The 16,848-nt window shown below is 71.1% G+C and carries 16 protein-coding genes, 1 tRNA gene and 1 pseudogene; 9 read left to right on the forward strand and 9 right to left on the reverse strand.

The window, feature by feature from the left end:
- From JNL41_RS18410 to JNL41_RS18420, 3 genes and pseudogenes are all read right to left on the reverse strand, one after another.
- Nucleotides 1-309 (reverse strand): annotated as a pseudogene (locus JNL41_RS18410) (heparinase); the annotation flags it as partial.
- Nucleotides 310-319: 10 nt separating this feature from the next.
- The gene (gene rpe, locus JNL41_RS18415; protein WP_293477481.1) at nucleotides 320-982 is read right to left on the reverse strand and encodes a ribulose-phosphate 3-epimerase; all 663 of its coding nucleotides are present in this window, start codon (nucleotides 980-982) and stop codon (nucleotides 320-322) included.
- Between the two features lie 45 nt (nucleotides 983-1,027).
- Entirely contained in the window at nucleotides 1,028-2,263 is a 1,236-nt protein-coding gene (locus tag JNL41_RS18420) for a transcription antitermination factor NusB (protein ID WP_293477482.1), read from the reverse strand.
- A 55-nt stretch (nucleotides 2,264-2,318) separates the two neighbouring features.
- Here JNL41_RS18420 and JNL41_RS18425 point away from each other — a divergent pair, with 55 nt between their 5' ends.
- A complete protein-coding gene (locus JNL41_RS18425; protein ID WP_293477483.1) occupies nucleotides 2,319-2,513 on the forward strand; it encodes a DUF1674 domain-containing protein in 195 nt (64 codons plus the stop codon).
- 78 nt (nucleotides 2,514-2,591) lie between these two features.
- Here the strand turns inward: JNL41_RS18425 and pyrF are convergent, their stop codons facing one another.
- Nucleotides 2,592-3,323: an orotidine-5'-phosphate decarboxylase gene (pyrF, locus tag JNL41_RS18430; protein ID WP_293477484.1), complete on the reverse strand. Its 732-nt coding sequence runs from the start codon at nucleotides 3,321-3,323 to the stop codon at nucleotides 2,592-2,594.
- 64 nt (nucleotides 3,324-3,387) lie between these two features.
- Between pyrF and JNL41_RS18435 the strand changes: the two genes are divergently transcribed.
- A complete protein-coding gene (locus JNL41_RS18435; protein WP_293477485.1) occupies nucleotides 3,388-4,074 on the forward strand; it encodes a MarC family protein in 687 nt (228 codons plus the stop codon).
- 29 nt (nucleotides 4,075-4,103) lie between these two features.
- On the opposite strand, the gene JNL41_RS18440 is transcribed toward JNL41_RS18435, so the two are convergent.
- Nucleotides 4,104-4,904, reverse strand: a complete 801-nt coding sequence (locus JNL41_RS18440; protein WP_293477486.1) for an SDR family oxidoreductase — start codon at nucleotides 4,902-4,904, stop codon at nucleotides 4,104-4,106.
- A gap of 184 nt (nucleotides 4,905-5,088) precedes the next feature.
- Between JNL41_RS18440 and JNL41_RS18445 the strand changes: the two genes are divergently transcribed.
- The 3 genes from JNL41_RS18445 to JNL41_RS18455 all read left to right on the forward strand — a co-directional run bounded on the left by JNL41_RS18445 (nucleotide 5,089) and on the right by JNL41_RS18455 (nucleotide 8,727).
- Entirely contained in the window at nucleotides 5,089-7,047 is a 1,959-nt protein-coding gene (locus JNL41_RS18445; protein ID WP_293477487.1) for a potassium transporter Kup, read from the forward strand.
- Entirely contained in the window at nucleotides 7,048-7,398 is a 351-nt protein-coding gene (locus JNL41_RS18450) for a hypothetical protein (RefSeq protein WP_293477488.1), read from the forward strand.
- Between the two features lie 102 nt (nucleotides 7,399-7,500).
- Nucleotides 7,501-8,727, forward strand: a complete 1,227-nt coding sequence (locus tag JNL41_RS18455) for an argininosuccinate synthase (RefSeq protein ID WP_293477489.1) — start codon at nucleotides 7,501-7,503, stop codon at nucleotides 8,725-8,727.
- Between the two features lie 4 nt (nucleotides 8,728-8,731).
- Here the strand turns inward: JNL41_RS18455 and JNL41_RS18460 are convergent, their stop codons facing one another.
- Entirely contained in the window at nucleotides 8,732-8,938 is a 207-nt protein-coding gene (locus tag JNL41_RS18460) for a KTSC domain-containing protein (protein ID WP_293477490.1), read from the reverse strand.
- 133 nt (nucleotides 8,939-9,071) lie between these two features.
- Between JNL41_RS18460 and JNL41_RS18465 the strand changes: the two genes are divergently transcribed.
- The 4 genes from JNL41_RS18465 to JNL41_RS18480 all read left to right on the forward strand — a co-directional run bounded on the left by JNL41_RS18465 (nucleotide 9,072) and on the right by JNL41_RS18480 (nucleotide 13,976).
- Nucleotides 9,072-9,479 carry an MAPEG family protein gene (locus JNL41_RS18465; protein ID WP_293477491.1) on the forward strand — a complete coding sequence of 136 codons (408 nt, stop codon included), beginning with the start codon at nucleotides 9,072-9,074 and terminating at the stop codon, nucleotides 9,477-9,479.
- A gap of 83 nt (nucleotides 9,480-9,562) precedes the next feature.
- Nucleotides 9,563-10,147 (forward strand): hypothetical protein, encoded by a 585-nt coding sequence (locus tag JNL41_RS18470; RefSeq protein ID WP_293477492.1) that lies wholly within the window; start codon nucleotides 9,563-9,565, stop codon nucleotides 10,145-10,147.
- A 196-nt stretch (nucleotides 10,148-10,343) separates the two neighbouring features.
- Nucleotides 10,344-12,383: a caspase family protein gene (locus JNL41_RS18475; protein ID WP_293477493.1), complete on the forward strand. Its 2,040-nt coding sequence runs from the start codon at nucleotides 10,344-10,346 to the stop codon at nucleotides 12,381-12,383.
- Between the two features lie 102 nt (nucleotides 12,384-12,485).
- The gene (locus JNL41_RS18480; RefSeq protein ID WP_293477494.1) at nucleotides 12,486-13,976 is read left to right on the forward strand and encodes a hypothetical protein; all 1,491 of its coding nucleotides are present in this window, start codon (nucleotides 12,486-12,488) and stop codon (nucleotides 13,974-13,976) included.
- A 13-nt stretch (nucleotides 13,977-13,989) separates the two neighbouring features.
- Here the strand turns inward: JNL41_RS18480 and JNL41_RS18485 are convergent, their stop codons facing one another.
- The 3 genes from JNL41_RS18485 to JNL41_RS18495 form a co-directional block, all read right to left on the reverse strand.
- The gene (locus tag JNL41_RS18485; protein ID WP_293477496.1) at nucleotides 13,990-15,573 is read right to left on the reverse strand and encodes a right-handed parallel beta-helix repeat-containing protein; all 1,584 of its coding nucleotides are present in this window, start codon (nucleotides 15,571-15,573) and stop codon (nucleotides 13,990-13,992) included.
- A 317-nt stretch (nucleotides 15,574-15,890) separates the two neighbouring features.
- Nucleotides 15,891-15,965 (reverse strand) — tRNA-Gly (locus JNL41_RS18490).
- Nucleotides 15,966-16,068: 103 nt separating this feature from the next.
- The gene (locus JNL41_RS18495) at nucleotides 16,069-16,812 is read right to left on the reverse strand and encodes a DUF6065 family protein (RefSeq protein WP_293477542.1); all 744 of its coding nucleotides are present in this window, start codon (nucleotides 16,810-16,812) and stop codon (nucleotides 16,069-16,071) included.
- Nucleotides 16,813-16,848 lie beyond the last annotated feature (36 nt).

The following is a 16,848-nucleotide window of genomic DNA, read 5'->3' on the forward strand; positions in this document are numbered from 1 at the left end:
CCAGTCGAAGCGGTGCAGGGCCTCGGCGAAGGCGCGGCTGGGGCTGGGGCGGTCCCAGGGGTCGCCGCGCACGCCGCTGGCCAGGGTCTGGCCCGCCAGCACGAAGGCGCCCGCCAGCACCGCGCGGCCGGCCTCGACGTCGGGCGGCCGGAAGTCCCGCGGCGCGATCCCGAAGCCGTCCGGGCGCGGGCGCGACGTCGCCCAGCGGTGCAGTCCCGATGCGCGCCATTCCTCCGAGAGCGCGCCGCCCGCGCCCGCCCAGAGCGCCAGCGCCAGGTGGCGGCCGGGAATCCGCGGGACGCCGGCCAAGCCGGGACGCCTAGCCGCGCAGGGCGGCGATGTTGGCGGCGTAGGCGGACGGGCCGCCGCGGAACACCGCGGTCCCCGCCACCAACGCGGTCGCCCCCGCCGCGATGCAGAGTTTCGCCGTCTCCGGCGTGACGCCCCCGTCGACCTCCAGCGGGATGTCGCGCCCCTCGGCGTCTATCATCCTACGGAGCGCCTCGATCTTGCGAAGCTGGGAATGCATGAAGGTCTGGCCGCCGAAGCCCGGGTTGATCGACATGACGAGGATCAGGTCGACCTCGTCCATCATCCACTGGATCACGCTGGGGTCGGTCGACGGATTGAACACCACGCCCGCCTTCGCACCCGTCTTGCGGATCAGCTTCAGCGTCCGGTTCAGATGCGGCCCGGCCTCCGGGTGCACCGAGATGTAGTCGGCCCCGGCCTCGCGGAACGCCTCGATGTAGGGGTCGGCCGGCGAGATCATCAGGTGGCAGTCGAACGGCAGCGTCGAATGGGGACGCAGGGCCTTCACCACGTCGGGGCCGATGGTGATGTTCGGCACGAAGTGGCCGTCCATCACGTCGACGTGGACCCAGTCGGCGCCGGCGGCTTCGATCGCCGCCACCTCCGCCCCCAGCCGCGCGAAGTCGCTCGCCAGGATCGAGGGCGCGATGATCACGTCAGGCTTGGCCATGCGACGGGCTTAACGTGATGCGGGCCTCCGCACCACTCCCGCCGTTCAGCGCCTGCGCAGGCGGGCCACGTAGAAGCCGTCGGTCCCGCCCTCGCGATGATGCGGCAGGATGCGCAGCGCGCCGTCGTCGCGCCGGCTGGCGGCGGGGGCGGCGCCCTCCCCCTCGGCGATCGGGTCGAGGACGAAGCCGGGCGTGCGGGCGAGGAACGCCGCGACCTGGCCCTCGCCCTCCTCGGGCTCCAGCGAGCAGACGCAGTAGACGAGCCGGCCGCCCGGCTTCACCCGCCGCGCGGCGCTGTCGAGCAGGCGGGCCTGGACGGCGGCGAGCTTGGGAATGTCGGCGGGACTCGCCACCCACAGCACGTCGGGATGGCGGCGGAACGTGCCGGTCGCCGAGCAGGGCGCGTCGAGCAGCACGGCGTCGAACGTGCGCCCGTCCTTCCACTCGGCGGCGTCGGCAACCACCACCTCGGCGCCCAGGCCGGTCCGCGCCAGGTTCTCGCTGACGCGCCTGATGCGGCCCGCCGAGCGGTCCAGCGCCACCACCTTCGCGCCGGCCGCGGCGAGTTGCAGCGTCTTGCCGCCGGGCGCCGCGCAGAGGTCGAGCGCCGTCTCGCCGGGCTTCACGTCCAGCAGCCGCGCGGGCACGGCGGCCGAAGCGTCCTGCACCCACCATGCGCCGTCCGCGAAGCCGTCCCAGGCCGACACGTCGCCCTTCTGGCCGCTGCGCTCGGTCGCGCCGGTGGCCTGGATGGTGAGGTCGGTGGCCGGCTCCAGGGGGACCACGGCGGCGATCGCACGGGCGTCGGCCTCGCCGTAGGCCGCGCGCCAGCGGGCGGCGAGCCAGGTGGGCAGCAGCAGGTCCGGATCGTCGAGCGCCGGCGGCTCGCGGGTCAGGCCGCGCAGCACCGCGTTGGCCAGGCCCTTGAACGCGGCGCCGCCCTTCTGGGCCGCGACGACGTCGACCGTCGCGCCGACCGCGGCGTGCGGGGGCGTCTTCAGCACGAAGAGCTGGGCCACGCCGAGGCGCAGCGCATGCACGATGCGCTCGGGCGGCGGCTTCTTCAGCCGCGACTGCAGGACGGCGTCGATGGCCCCCAGGTGGCGCAGCGTCGCCATGACTACCGCCCGCGCGAAGGCGCGGTCGCGCGGGGCGAGCGCGGACATGGCGGGATGGTTCAGGCCCTCGTCCAGGCCGGCCCGGCGGGCGAGCGCGGTGGCAAGGAGATCGAGCGCGGCGGCGCGGGCGGGGAGGCCCGCGATATCGGGGGTATCGTTCACGGCGCGCGGCGTGTGCCCGCTTGGAGCCCCGCGCGCAAGCGCTTAAGTTTCCCGCATGGACGAGACGCCGCCGAACGCCGCCCCGGGCAAGGAGCTCCCACCGGCCGCCCGCCGCGCCCTCGAAGAGGCCGAAGCCCGCCGCCGGACCGAGCACGCCGCCGAAAGGCCGCACGAGGACGGCGGCCCAAGGGGCCCCGAACCCACCCGCTTCGGCGACTGGGAGCGCAAGGGCATCGCGGTCGACTTCTAGGGTTCCGATTCCGAAGTTCGCAAGCGCGTGTTCGCTCGGCGCTCAACCCGGAAGCAGGCGCACTTCAGATCCAGCACACTAGGGCAGGGCCCCCGCCATCTCCCCAGCCACCCGGCGCGCCGCGGCGGCGGGGTCGTTCGCCGCGGTGATCGGGCGGCCGCAGACGATGTGGCTGGCGCCGGCCCGCAGGGCGTCGAGCGGCGTGGCGGCGCGGGCCTGATCGTTCCTGGCCGACCAGTCGGGCCGCACGCCGGGCGTGACCACCAGGAAGTCCTTGCCGCCGAGCGCGCGGGCCAGCGCCGCCTCGTGCGGGCTGGCGATCACGCCGTCGCAGCCGGCGGCGATGGCCTGGTGGATGCGCCGCTCGACCAGGGCGCGGGCGCTCTCGTGGTAGCCGGTCTCGATCAGGTCCGCGTCGGTCAGGCTGGTCAGCACGGTCACGGCCAGGATCCTGAGGCCCGACGATCCGCGGCCGCGCACCGCCGAGGCCATGACCTGCGGCTCGCCATGCACCGTCAGGAAGTCGCAGCCCGAGCCCGCCAGCACCGCCGCCGCCCGCTGTACGGTCGTCCCGATGTCGTGCAGCTTCCAGTCGAGGAACACCTGCTTGCCGGCCGCCTTCAGGTCGCGCGCCAGGGTCATGCCCTCGCCGCCCGCGAACAGCTCCAGCCCCACCTTGTAGAAGCTGACCGCCTCGCCCAGCGCCTCGACCATCGCCCGCGCCTCGGCCACGGACGGCAGGTCCAGCGGGACGATCAGCCGCGGATCGGCCTTGACGGTGGAGGCTTGCGCAAGGGCGGCGGCGGCCATGATGACAGGCTCCGTTCGGGCGCGGGGGTGGTCCGCGGATGGCGATGTGGGCTAAGAGCCCTGCATGAGCCAGGCCGAGTTCGCGGTCAACTTCTTCGTCGCCCTGTTCGCGCTGATCGATCCGGTCGGCAACGTGCCGCTGTTCGCGGCGGCGACGGGTGGCGTGAAATCGCGCGATCGCGCCTGGATCGCGCTCTACATCTCGCTGTTCGTCTTCGGCTTCCTGACCTTCTTCTACTTCTCGGGGCTCAGCCTGCTGGAGTTCTTCGGGATCTCGCTGGCGGCGTTCCGGATCGCGGGCGGGATCATCCTGCTTCTGCTGGGCCTGGAGATGGCCCGCGACGACTTCACCGCCAGCTTCACCGAGGCGGCGGACACCACGACCGGCACCGGCCGCGCGTTCGTCAGGAAGCGCTTCGAGCGGATGATCGTGCCGTTCGCCATGCCGCTGCTGATCGGTCCCGGCGCGATCTCGACGGTGGTGATCTACGCCAGCCAGGCGCGCCAGTTCGGCATGCAGGGCGCCGCCGTGGGCGTGGGCGCGATCGCCGCCGTGGGCCTGGCCACCCTGCTGTCGTTCCTGGCGACCCCGATCCTGACCCGCCTCCTGGGCCGCATCGGCCTCACCATCGTCGTGCGCGTGCTGGGCCTGATCCTCTGCGCACTCGCGGTCCAGTTCATCCTGGCCGGCCTCGCCGAGAGCACCACCGGCTTCATCCGCCCGAGCGTGGCCAAGCCCTACGGGCACTAGACCGGGTTTCTCCCCCCGGGGGGAGCAACTCATGTCTTCCGCAACCGCCCGCTCTGGCTGGCCATCAGGGCCAGGGCCCAGTCCTCCGGGATCGCGCGGGCGAAGCCGGCGATGGCCTTGTTGACCGCGCCCGGCACGCAGACGGGGCGGTTGGCCTCCGCGGCGCGCCAGCCGGCCTCCACCACCGCCCCGGCGTCCTGCCAGATCCAGCGGGGCAGCGAGGCGTCGGCGCGTTCGCGCGTGCCGTTCACGTCATGGAACTCGGTCCAGGTGAAGCCCGGACACAGCGCGGTCACATGCACGCCGAGCGGCCGCAGCTCCAGGTGCAGGCTCTGGGAGAACCGCACGAGGAACGCCTTCGACGCGGCGTAGAGCGTGTGTCCCCCCGCGGCCGGCAGCAGGCCCGCCAGCGACGCCACGTTGACGATCCGCCCGAAGCGCCGCTCGCGCATGCCGCCCGCGACCCGGTGCGCCAGCTCGCAGGGCGCCGTCACCATCACCTGCACGAAGGCCTGCTGGTCGGCCCACGACGTCTCGGCGTAGGTCCCGCCCAGTCCGTAGCCGGCGTTGTTGATCAGCACGTCGACCGATCGGCCGCGCGCGGCCAGGTGGTCCAGGATCCCGCCGGGCGCCTCGGGATCGGCGAGATCGGCCGCCACCGTCAGCGCCTCGACACCGTGACGCGCGCGGATCTCGCCGGCGAGCGCGTCCAGCCGGGCGGCCCGCCGCGCGGTCAGCGCCAGGTCGTAGCCGCGCCCGGCGAGGGCGCGCGCGAAGCCCGCGCCGATGCCCGCCGAAGCGCCCGTCACCAGCGCCAGTTTGCGATCCATGTGCGTCCCTCCAGCGCGGCGGCCCGAAACCCGGGCGGCCGATAAGCCGTTCAAGGCCCAGGTTGCAGCTATTCGCCTGACCGGCGCCATGCGATTGAACGGCGCCCGGATTGGGTGTATTCGCGCCCGCCGCGACGGCATGGGGCCGCCTTGGGGACCTCGCGGGGCTCCCCGGAGATACTGGATGGCTGAGCAGGCCGTCGACGGAAAGCCGTCCGAAGACCCGTCGCATTCCCCGAACGGCTCGGCCCCCGGCGGTCAGGCCAACGGACACTCCGCGCACGCGGAGGGTTTCTGGGCGCTCGCGCTCGGCTCGATCGGGGTGGTGTTCGGCGACATCGGCACCAGTCCCCTCTACGCCATGCGCGAGGCGCTGGGGCATTCGCGCGGCGGCGGCGGCGGCGAGATGGCCGTGCTCGGCGTGGTCTCGCTGATCACCTGGGCGCTGATCCTGATCGTCACGGTCAAGTACGTGATCTTCCTCATGCGGGCCGACAACAAGGGCGAGGGCGGCACGCTCGCGCTCATGGCCCTGGCCCAGCGGGTGATGCCGCGACGCTCGACGTTCGTGTTCTTCCTGGCGGTGTTCGGCGCGGCGCTGTTCTACGGCGACGGCATCATCACGCCGGCGGTGTCGGTGCTTTCGGCCGTCGAGGGCCTGCGCGACGCGCCGGGCGTGCCCAAGAGCGCCGACGGCCTGGTCCTGCCGATCTCGGCGGGCATCCTGATCGCGCTCTTCCTCGTGCAGTCGCGCGGCACGGCGCTGGTCGCCAAGTTCTTCGGGCCGATCACCGCGGTGTGGTTCCTGACGCTGGCGGGCCTGGGCTTCTACCACCTGGCCGACGACCTCTCGGTCTTCCGCGCGCTCTCGCCGCACTACGGGGTCAGCTTCCTGCTCGACAACGGCTTCCTGGGCTTCGTGATCCTGGGCAGCGTCTTCCTGGCCGTGACCGGCGCCGAGGCGCTGTACGCCGATATGGGCCACTTCGGGAAGAAGCCGATCCGCGTCGCCTGGCTGGGCTTCGTGCTGCCCTGCCTGCTCGTGAACTACCTGGGCCAGGGCGCCCTGGTGCTCGCGAACCCCGAGGCGCGGTCCAATCCCTTCTTCGAGATGATTCCCGAGATCGCCTACTGGCCGGTGCTGATCCTGGCGACCATCGCCACGGTGATCGCGAGCCAGGCGGTGATCACCGGCGCCTTCTCGATGACCCAGCAGGCCGTGTCGCTGGGCCTGTTCCCGCGGATCGACATCCGCCGCACCTCCGAGACCCAGGCCGGGCAGATCTACGTGCCGCAGGTGAACACCTTCCTGCTGGTGGGCGTGCTGCTGCTGCTGTTCGTCTTCCGCACCAGCTCGAACCTGGCCTCGGCCTACGGCATCGCCGTCACCGGCGCGATGTTCGTCGACACCCTGCTGTTCTTCTTCATCGTCCGCCACCTCTGGAAGCGGCCGGTCTGGCAGGCGGTCGCCGCGTCGACCGCGTTCGGCGTGCTGGACGTGGTGTTCATCACCTCCAACCTGCTCAAGTTCTTCCACGGCGCCTGGCTGCCGCTGGCGCTGGGCGGGGCGCTGGTGGTGATCATGTGGACCTGGACCCGCGGCGCGCAGATCCTCTACGACAAGAGCCGGCGCGACTCCGTGCCCCTGGCCGAGCTGGCCGACATCCTGAAGGCCCGCAGCCCCTATCGCGCGCCCGGCACCGCCATCTTCCTGACCAGCGACCCCGACATCGCGCCCGTCGCGCTGATGCACAACCTCAAGCACAACAAGGTGCTGCACGAGAAGAACATCATCCTGACGATCCACACGGCCGAGACGCCGCGGGTCGCCGAGGAGAAGCGGGTCCGGATCGAGCCGCTGAACGACGACTTCAAGAAGCTGATCATCGCCTACGGCTTCATGGAGAGCCCGAACATCCCCAAGGCCCTGGGTCTCTGCCGCAAGCTGGGCCTGAAGTTCGACATCATGGCCACCAGCTTCTTCCTGGGGCGGCGCAGCGTGGTGCCGTCGGCGCAGTCGGGCATGCCGCTCTGGCAGGACAAGCTCTTCATCTTCCTGATGAAGAACGCCGCCAACCCGACCGACTTCTACAAGATACCGCCGGGCCGCGTGGTCGAGATGGGGACGCAGGTCACCGTCTAGATGCTGACCGCGCTCCACTACATCGCCGACGGCCTGTGGATCCTGGCCATGGCGCTGATCGCCTCGACCAGCCGCGGAGCGCTGAAGCGCGTGCCAGCCGGCGTGAGGATGCCGATGTGGGGCGGCGTGCGGCTCGCCCGCAACCTCGCGCTCGGGATCATGTTCGGCGCGCCGCTGCTGATCGGGCTCGGCCTTTCGGCGATGTCGTCCGCCGGCGGCCTGGACGCCCAGGGCGGCGTGATCCTGTTCCTCGTGCGCGTCACGCTGGCCGGCCTGTTCGCCGTCGTGTGCCTCACATGGCTCCGCGGCAGTCTGCGAACGCTCGAGGACGAGGGCGCGGTGAGCGCCTGAACCCCATTCCCGCCTGAACCCTATTCCCGCTTGAACCGCGGGGCCGCGTGCCCTTAAAGGCGCGCGACTTCCTCACCTCTTCACCCGAAGGCTCCTATCGACATGGCCGACAAGCCCAAGAAGGTCGTCCTCGCCTATTCCGGCGGCCTCGACAGCTCCACCATCGTCAAGTGGCTCCAGACCGAGCTGGGCGCCGAGGTGGCGACCTTCACGGCCGACCTGGGCCAGGGCGAGGAGATCGAGCCGGCGCGCCGCAAGGCCATGACGCTCGGCGTGAAGGAGGAGTACGCCTTCGTCGAGGATGTGCGCGAGGAGTTCGTGCGCGACTACGTCTTCCCGATGTTCCGCGCCAACACCGTCTACGAGGGCCAGTATCTGCTGGGCACCTCGATCGCGCGGCCGCTGATCGCCAAGAAGCAGATCGAGATCGCCCGCAAGATCGGCGCGGACGCCGTCGCCCACGGCGCCACCGGCAAGGGCAACGACCAGGTGCGCTTCGAGATCGCCTACTACGCGCTGGAGCCCGACATCCGCGTCGTGGCCCCCTGGCGCGAATGGGACTTCAAGAGCCGCGAGGCCCTGCTGGACTTCGCCGAGAAGCACCAGATCCCGATCACCAAGGACAAGCGCGGCGAGGCGCCCTTCAGCGTCGACGCCAACCTGCTGCACTCGTCGTCCGAGGGGAAGGTGCTGGAAGACCCGGCCGTCGAGGCCCCCGAGTTCGTGCATATGCGCACGATCAGCCCCGAGGCCGCGCCCGACACCCCCACCGTCTTCACCCTGGACTTCGAACACGGCGACCCCGTCGCCATCGACGGCCAGAAGCTCTCGCCCGCCGCCCTGCTGACCCGGCTGAACCAGCTCGGCCACGACAACGGCGTGGGCCGCCTCGACCTGGTCGAGAACCGCTACGTCGGCATGAAGTCGCGCGGCGTCTACGAGACCCCGGGCGGCACGATCCTGCTGCACGCCCACCGCGGCATGGAGTCGATCACGCTCGACCGCGGCGCCATGCACCTGAAGGACGAGCTGATGCCGAAGTACGCGTCGCTCATCTACAACGGCTTCTGGTTCGCCCCCGAGCGCGAGATGCTGCAGGCGGCGATCGACTACAGCCAGAAGAACGTCACCGGCCAGGTCCGGGTGAAGCTCTACAAGGGCAACGTCACCGTCATCGGCCGCACGAGCCCCTACTCGCTGTACGACCAGGAACTGGTCACCTTCGAGGAAGGCAAGGTCGCCTACGACCACCGCGACGCGGCCGGCTTCATCAAATTGAACGCCCTGCGTCTGCGCGTCGCCGCCAAGCGCGACAAGCGCGAGGGATGACCGCTCAGGCGTCGAGCCGGTTGTAGGGGTACTGGTCGCGGATCTCGGCGTGGAAGAACCGGCCCTTGGAATCCGCCTCCAGGAACGCGCGGCAGACCTCGCCCGGCACGCCCACGTAGACGTAGCGCTCGCCGCTGGCGAAGCGGACCAGCAGCTTGGTGTGATCCTCGTCGTAGTCGATGGCCGCGATGGCCTCTGAGTCGACGTCCATGGGCGCGCTCCAGCAATCGGAGGTCGGCAAGACAAGGCCTCGTGCGCCCTCGCGGTTCCCGCGCGGCCCGACGCATGCCAAGCTCGGCCGTGACGGCGCCGGCTGAAGGCGCGCCGCATCGCGCGAGGATCCCATGCCGCCCCACACCCTGGTCGCCATCGTCACGCTCCTGGCCCTGCTGGTCTACTTCTGGATGGGCCTCCAGGTCGGCCGCGCACGCGGGAAGAGCGGCATCGCCGCACCGGCCATGACCGGCGACCCGGTGCTCGAGCGGACGATCCGCGCGCACTACAACACCCTGGAATGGCTGCCGCTGTTCCTCGTGCCGCTGTGGCTGTTCGCGATCTACTGGGACGACCGCATCGCCGCCGCCGTCGGCCTGGTCTGGATCGTCGGCCGGGTCGTCTATCAGGTGGGCTATGTCGCCGACCCCAAGAAGCGCGAGGCCGGCTTCATGATCCAGGCGCTGGCGGTCGCCGTGCTGCTGTTCGGGTCGCTGGGCCGCCTGATCTACGTGCTGACGGTCACCGGCGGCGCCTGAGCGCAACACGGCAACCACAATTGCGGCCAAGTGTTGAGCTTCCTGGTCCCCGGATGGGAACTCTGAGACTTCGAGACCTGCCAATGTTTAGGAAATCCACCACCCTGGCCGCCGCGGCGCTCGCGCTCGGCCTGGCCGCGTGCGCCACCCCGACGCCCTACCAGCCCAATATCCGCGGCGGGGCGACGTCCGGGGGCTTCTCCGAGGTGAAGCTGGAGCCGAACCGCTTCCGCGTGAACTTCGCCGGCAATTCGCTGACGAGCCGCGAGACGGTGGAGGGCTACCTGCTCTTCCGCGCCGCCGAACTCACCACCCAGAACGGCTACGACTGGTTCGAGATCATCGACCGCGACGTCGACAAGCACAGCCGCACCTACGTCGAGCCCGACCCGTTCTACCGGCCCTGGTACGGCGCCTACGGCTTCTGGCGCCCGTCGTGGCGCTACTACGGCCGCGGCTTCGGCTGGCGGGGCTGGGATCCCTTCTGGGGCGACCCGTTCTGGGCCGACCGGGTGGACGTGCGCACCATCGACAGGTTCGAGGCCTCTGCCGAGATCGTCATGGGCCGTGGCCCCAAGCCGGCCGACAACGTCCGCGCGTTCGAGGCGCGGGCGGTGATCGACAACCTGCGCTCGCGGATCGTCTACCCCGAAGCGAAGGCCCGCTGACCCGCCGCCCGACCGCGCCCTGCGCGCGGATCGTCGACAAAAGATTCGCCCTCCGGAGCGTCCGCCGCCGCGCGGCGGACGAATAGGATTCGGGACGCCGGCCGGCGGCGGTCCGGCTTCACTTGATCGCCGCCGCGCGGTGATGTTGAGTCCCGGTCGGGATTCCTGCCCGCTATGCGGCTGGAGGGTGAAGTTGATGCGTAGGGCGACCGCGGAACGGCCCCGGTCGGCGCGCCGCTGGCAGGCGGTCGTCGTCGCGGTGGCGCTGAATGTCGTCGTCGTGCCGGGGGCATGGGCGGCGCAGCGCGTGGCGCTGATCGTCAGCGTCTCGAAGTACGACAAGGTCCCCAGCCTCGCGAACCCCGCCAAGGACGCCAAGCTGGTGCAGGCGACCCTGCAGAAGCTGGGCTTCACGGTGAAGGTGCTGAACGACCCCAGCCGCCTGCAGCTCATCGAGGGCCTCGGCGCGTTCGAGGAGGACGCCAAGGGCTCGGAGGCCGCGGTCGTCTACTACGCCGGCCACGGGGCCATGATCGACGGCGTGAACTACCTGCTGCCCAAGGACGCCATCTCGACCAACAAGTCGACGCTGACCGCCAGCTCGGTGGAGTCGGCCCTGCTGGGCCAGTCGCTGATGGGCGCGAAGGCCGTGCGCCTGATCATCCTCGACGCCTGCCGCAACAACCCCACCGCGACCCGCAGCCTGGGGGGCAACACCCGCGGCCTGGCGCGCGAGGCGGGCCCCACCAGCGTCGCGGTCGTGACCCTGATGGCCGCCGGCCCCGGCCAGGTGGCGCAGGACGGCGCCGCGGGCGCCGCCAACAGCCCGTTCGCCATCGCCCTCACCCAGGGCATGACGCGGCCCGGCATCACCGTCGGCGAACTGCCCAGCTACGTGCAGGCCGAAGTCGAGCGGATGACCGAGGGCGAGCAGACACCCGACCTGCAGGGGATCTGGCCCAACGTCCACTGGAGCTTCGACCCCAACGGCCCCGCGAAGCAGGCTTCGGCCGCGCCCGCCGCCGACGTCACCAAGATCAAGTGGGAGAAGGACCAGGTCTTCTGGACGTCGATCAAGGACTCCGACGACCCGGCCGACTTCAAGGCCTACATGGACGCCCAGGACCGTGGCGAGATCTCGGGCTCGTTCCGCAAGCTCGCGTCCAACCGCATCCGCGCGCTCGAGAAGCTGCCGGCGGGCTCGTTCCAGGTCGCGTCGCGCTCGGCGGCGCCCGGCCAGGAGTTGGTCGGCGCGGCCCGCGACGCCTTCGCCCGCGGCGACTACAAGGCCGCCTTCCGCGACTGGTCGACCGCCGCCGGCCAGGGCAACGGCGCGGCCATGTACAACCTCGGCGTCATGTCGCTCACCGGCAAGGGCGCCCCCAAGGACGTCAACGCCGCGGCCAGGTGGTTCAAGAGCTCGGCCGACGCCGGCCACTCCGGCGGCATGGTCAACTGGGCGCTCTGCCAGCTCAACGGCTTCGGCGCCGCCAGGAACGAGGGCGCCGGTTTCCAGACCCTGCAGCGGGCCGCCGATCGCGGCTCGGCCACGGCGATGGGCATGCTGGCCGAGGCCTATCTGCGCGGCCGCGGCGCCGCCCAGGACCCGCGCCAGGCGGCCGGCTGGCTGCAGAAGGCGGTGGACGCCGGCGACGGCCCCTCCATCGCCCAGCTCGGCGACCTCTACGAACGCGGCGTCGGCGTGCCGAAGGACGGCCGCCGCGCCTTCACCCTCTACCAGCGCGCCGCGGTGGCCGGCGACACCGACGCCATGGTGCGGCTGGGCTACGCCTACGAGGACGGCGAGGCGGTGGCGAAGGACGACGTCCAGGCCGCCACCTGGTATCAGCGCGCCGCCGAGGCCGGGAACAGCGAGGGCATGTCGAGCCTGGCCGTGATGTTCGAGAACGGCGCGGGCCTGACGCAGGACTACGGCCGCGCCGCCGACTACTACCGGCAGGCCGCGAACGCCGGCGACGCCCGCGGCTATCTGGGCCTGGGCAGCCTGACCGCGCGCGGCGCGGGCGTGCGGGCCAACACGGCCGAGGCGGTGAAGCTGTTCCAGCAGGCCGCAGACCGGGGCAGCGCCGCGGCGATGCGCAACCTGGGGATCATGTACGAAGGCGGTCAGGGCGTGGCGGCAAACCGCGCCAGGGCCGTCGAATGGTATCGCAAGGCGGTCGCGGCGGGCGACCAGGGCGCGCAGGGCGAGCTGGACCGCCTGGGCGCGCGATAGGGTCTCCCGGTCCGCTGCGCGGACGGGCCGGAACGTGGGAGTGTCGGGCCCCATGTCGCGTTTCGCCAAGCGGAACCGGCGGGGCTCCAGGAGGATGGGGCTATGTTGCAGATGCTGCGCAGGCGGGGTCTCCGCCTTTCCGTGAGCGCGGTGGCGCTCCTGAGCATGAGCGTCCAGCCGGTGCTGGCCCAGGGCAAGAACGACAGCGTCCTGAACGCCTGCGGGACCGAGCGCGCGAACCTCGTCAAGCTCGACAAGGACTACAAGGACCTGAAGCGCTCCAAGATGGCCAACGCCGTCGGCGAGGGCATCAAGCAGGGCGCCATGGTGCTGGCCAAGGGCGTGATGAGCGGCGGCATCCCGGTGGGCGGCCGCGGCGGGGGCGGCGGCTTCGGCAGCGCCATGGGCGGCATGGGCGGGCTGATGGGCGCCGTCGGCGGCCTCGCCATGCAGAGCGCCGCCCAGCAGCAGGCCGCGCAGGCGCAGCAGGGTCAGCCGCAGGCGTCGCCGCAGGCCGCCATGTTCGGCCAGGACATGCTCTCGGGCGCCATGGGCCTGCAGATCCCCGGCGTCAGCAACTACGGCGGCTTCAGCGGCAGCGGCGGCGACAACATGAAGGCCTATGCGGCGCTGGCCGTCCTGGTGGCCATCGTGGCGACCGCGGACGCCTATGCGAAGCTGAAGGAACAGGAAGCCGGCGGCGACCTGAAGAAGGCCTCGTTCAACATCGACCAGGACGCGGCGCGCCAGCTCACCGTCTCGCGCCAGATCGTGGCGGACGGGACGTCGCTCGCAGACTGCCGGGCCCGCCAGCTCGGCGACATCAACACCCGCCTGGCCGGCGCCGCCAACGACAAGGACCGCAAGGCGATCCGCCGTGAGCGCACGGACCTCGTCTCGGCGCTGAAGAAGGACATCGACCTCACCGGCGACGTGGTCGACCAGCATACCGGCATGGCCAAGACCTTCACGCAGGGCCGCGCCATGACCGACGGCGCCTCGGAAGCCGACGTGCTGGGCGGCCAGACGCCGGCCTACGCGACCGTGGCCGACACGACCCGGAAGTCGATGCCGAAGGCCGGCGGGGCGCCCGCGGGACAGCAGCAGCAGGCCGCGGCCCCGCCGGCGGCGCCGCCGCCCTCGTCGCTGGTGGCGATCAAGGCGACGGTGGTCCGCTCGGCGCCGGTGGCCTCCGCCGGCGTGGTCACGAACCTGCCGGTCGGCCGCGAGATCCGCCCGAAGAACAGCCAGCCCGACGGCGGCTGGTGGGAGATCGACGTGGCGGGCGCCCCCGGCTACGTGCGCGCCTCCGACGTCGGCCCGCCGGGCTCGGTCCCCGTGCAGACGGCCGCCGCCGCCAAGGCCCCGCCGGCCAAGGGCGGCGCGAAGGGCAAGGGCGTGGTCCAGGCCAAGGCCCCGCCACCGCCTCCGGTCCCCGCCGGCCCGACCAACATCCGCGCCTACAACCAATCGGTCATCGCCGCGCGCGACACCGGCAAGGGCCGCCTGTCGAGCCTGATGACCGACATCCAGACCAGCCAGCGCCGGGACAACGTCTTCTACGCCTGGCTCGACGGCCTGCCCTGGAGCTGATCGGCCGCGGCGCCTATCCGACCGCGATCCAGCCCGCGCCGAGGGAGGACAGGGCGACGCCGGCCAGGACCACCTGCCCGCCGCCGCCCAGGCTGACGATGGTGTCCGCCCCGCTCTGGGCGAGCGAATAGGTCGTCCCGAAGTCCAGGACGAGGCGGTCGCCCTCGGCGAAGCTGAAGTCGGCGATCCGCTCGAGGCCCGCCTCGCCGAATGCGTGGAAGGTGTCGGCGCCCGCGCCGCCGGTCAGGGTGTCGCTGCCGCGGTCGCCCGAGAGGTAGTCGTCGCCGGCGCCGCCGAAGAGCAGGTCGTCCTGCTGGCCGCCGCGCAGCGTATCGTCACCGGAACCTCCCTCGCAGGTGTCGTTCCCGAGGTTGCCGTAGACGAGATCGTCGCCGGCGTCGCCGGACAGCCGGTCGTCGTCCTTGCCGCCGACCACCCAGTCGTCGCCGGAACCGCCCGAGGCCGTGTCGGCGCCCTGGTTGCCGTTGATGTCGTCGAAGCCGGCCGAGCCCTGCAGCACGTCGTCGCCCTCGCCGCCGCGCATGACGTTGCCCGTGACGCCGCCCAGCAGCAGGTCGTCGGCGGACGTGCCGGTCATGGACACGACGCGGGGCGAGAGCAGGGCCCGCAGCGCCGCGGCGCCGTCGGCCACCGGGGCCAGGATGACCCGCCCGGTCTCGCTGACGTCGCTCGACTCGAGGATCGTCAGCCGCATGGTCGCGTTGTCGTCGACCGTCAGCCCGTCGATGCGGGTCAGGCGGATGTACGAGTTCCGGTCCAGCAGCGCCTGGACCGTGTTGTTCTCGACGGCGACGTCGACCGCGTGGTCGACGGTGATGGCGTTGTAGGTCGAGCCGACGAGGATGTTGCCGCGGATGATCACCCGCTCGTAGGGCAACCCGCCGTTCTCGTCGCGCAGGCAGATGCCCTGCACGTAGTAGCCGTCGCCGCGGCTGAAGATGTTGTCCTCGACGAGGATGTCGTGCGCCGAGGCGGTGGTGTTGGTGGTCCAGAACTGGATCACGTCGCCGTGGTCGCCGTCCTTGATGTGGAAGTCGCGGAAGCTGTTCCGCGCAATGGTGACGTTCGACGAACCGCCGCCGCGGACGCCGTCCATCCTGAGGTCGTGGAACTCGTTGTCGCTGATCGTCAGCCGCGTGTCGTCGAGGTGGCTGATCGCCCAGTAGAGCTGCTCGAACGTCGAATGGGTGACGCTGACGTCGGCGCTCCCGCGGATCTGGAGCCCGCCGACGTCGTCGGTCGGGTCGCCGTTCAGGGAGCCGTGGAAATAGACGCGGTCGAACGCGATCCGCTCGCTGCCGCTCACCAGGTTCGGGATGGCGCCGTCGTCAGGATCGGCCAGCAGGGTGAGGCCGCGGAAGGTGATGCCGCCGCTGTTCTGGACGTTGAGGCCCGAGATTTCGGCGGGCGACCGGCTGTCCTGCGAGGTGATCGTGATCCCTGCGCCGGCGAAGGTCAGCTTGCTGATCGCGACGTCGTCGTACCGGCCGGCGGCCAGGGCGATCACGTCGCCGGGCTGCGCAGCCCGCAGGGCGGCGGCGAGCGCCGCCGCGTCGCTCACGGCGACCACACTCATCGAAAACCCCCACGCATACCGAGGCCCTTCACGCCCGTTGACTGGTACGCGCCGGGGTACGCGAAGGATGGCTAAAGCTTAGATAAGCAGCTCGGCCGTGTCCGGCGTCGAATCGCCCGGATTCCCCTCGGCAGCCGCGGCATGCCGTCGCGGCGGACTGGATAAAACTTCCAGCGTATCAATTGGTTATGGTCAAGCTTGATCCGGTTCGGAGGTCGTCCGCGAGCGCGCCGCACCTCCGCGGTGATCCGCCCGCAGAGCGGCCGCCGCCGCGGGACGCCGAAGCGGCGGCGAGAACCTGTCGTCGACTGGAAATTTGGAGCGGGCGAGGCGATTCGAACGCCCGACCCCAACCTTGGCAAGGTTGTGCTCTACCCCTGAGCTACGCCCGCGCTCCGTGGGGACCGATAGGCGTCCCCGTGCGAGAGGCGGCCTTATGACAGACGGCTTTTCGCATTGCAAGCGGTCGAGTGACGGGGCCCCGAACCGGGATCGCTAGCGGAATTTCGGGGTCTTCAGGCGGCGCTTGTTGACGTGCCCTTCCGGGTTCGGCGCGTTCGCCTCCTCGGGGAACTCGCCCTTGAAGTAGTAGCGCTGCCAGGCCGCCTTGGTGGCTTCCGGGTCGCCGCGGAATATCTTCTGGTTGAACTCGGAGCGGTGCTTTTCCCAGACGTCGTACTGGTGGCGCAGCTCGGGATCCGAATCCATGCGCCGGATCACCGGCTGGATGTCGTGCAGCGTCTTGTCCTGGAGGAGCGTGATGAAGCAGAAGGGCTCGCCCTTCTCGAAGCGCACGCGGCCGGGGCGCGTGAAGATCCAGTTCATCGTGAAGGGGAAGGGCAGCCAGTCGGTCTCGACCACGCCCGCCAGCGGCTGGATGCCGTCCTTGACGTGGTTGGGCGGGCCCTGGGCCAGCATCGACCAGCCGGGCGGCGTGCGGAACAGGTAGCCGGCGTGGAACGTCAGCACCCCGTGGCTGAAGTGGCTGGACGCCAGCTTGTGGAAGTCGGGGTTGGGGCTGTCGGCGCGCAGCGTGATGTCGCCCTGCATGGGGCCGCCGTTCCACTCGGCGGTGAACGACATGGGGCAGAGCAGCTCCCAGCCCGAGGTGTTGGCCATGGCGAGCGGGAGGCAGCGATAGGGGTGCCGCGCCGTGAAGTTGTCCATCCAGGCGCGCCCCGGGCGGCCCGGCACAAGCTCGGGCGGCCGTTCGGTGACCGGGAAACACTCCAGTTCCATAGGTGGCTGGCTCACGCGACCCTCCGGGCTCGTCTC

Source organism: Phenylobacterium sp. (assembly GCF_016793285.1).
Taxonomy (GTDB): Bacteria; Pseudomonadota; Alphaproteobacteria; order Caulobacterales; family Caulobacteraceae; genus Phenylobacterium.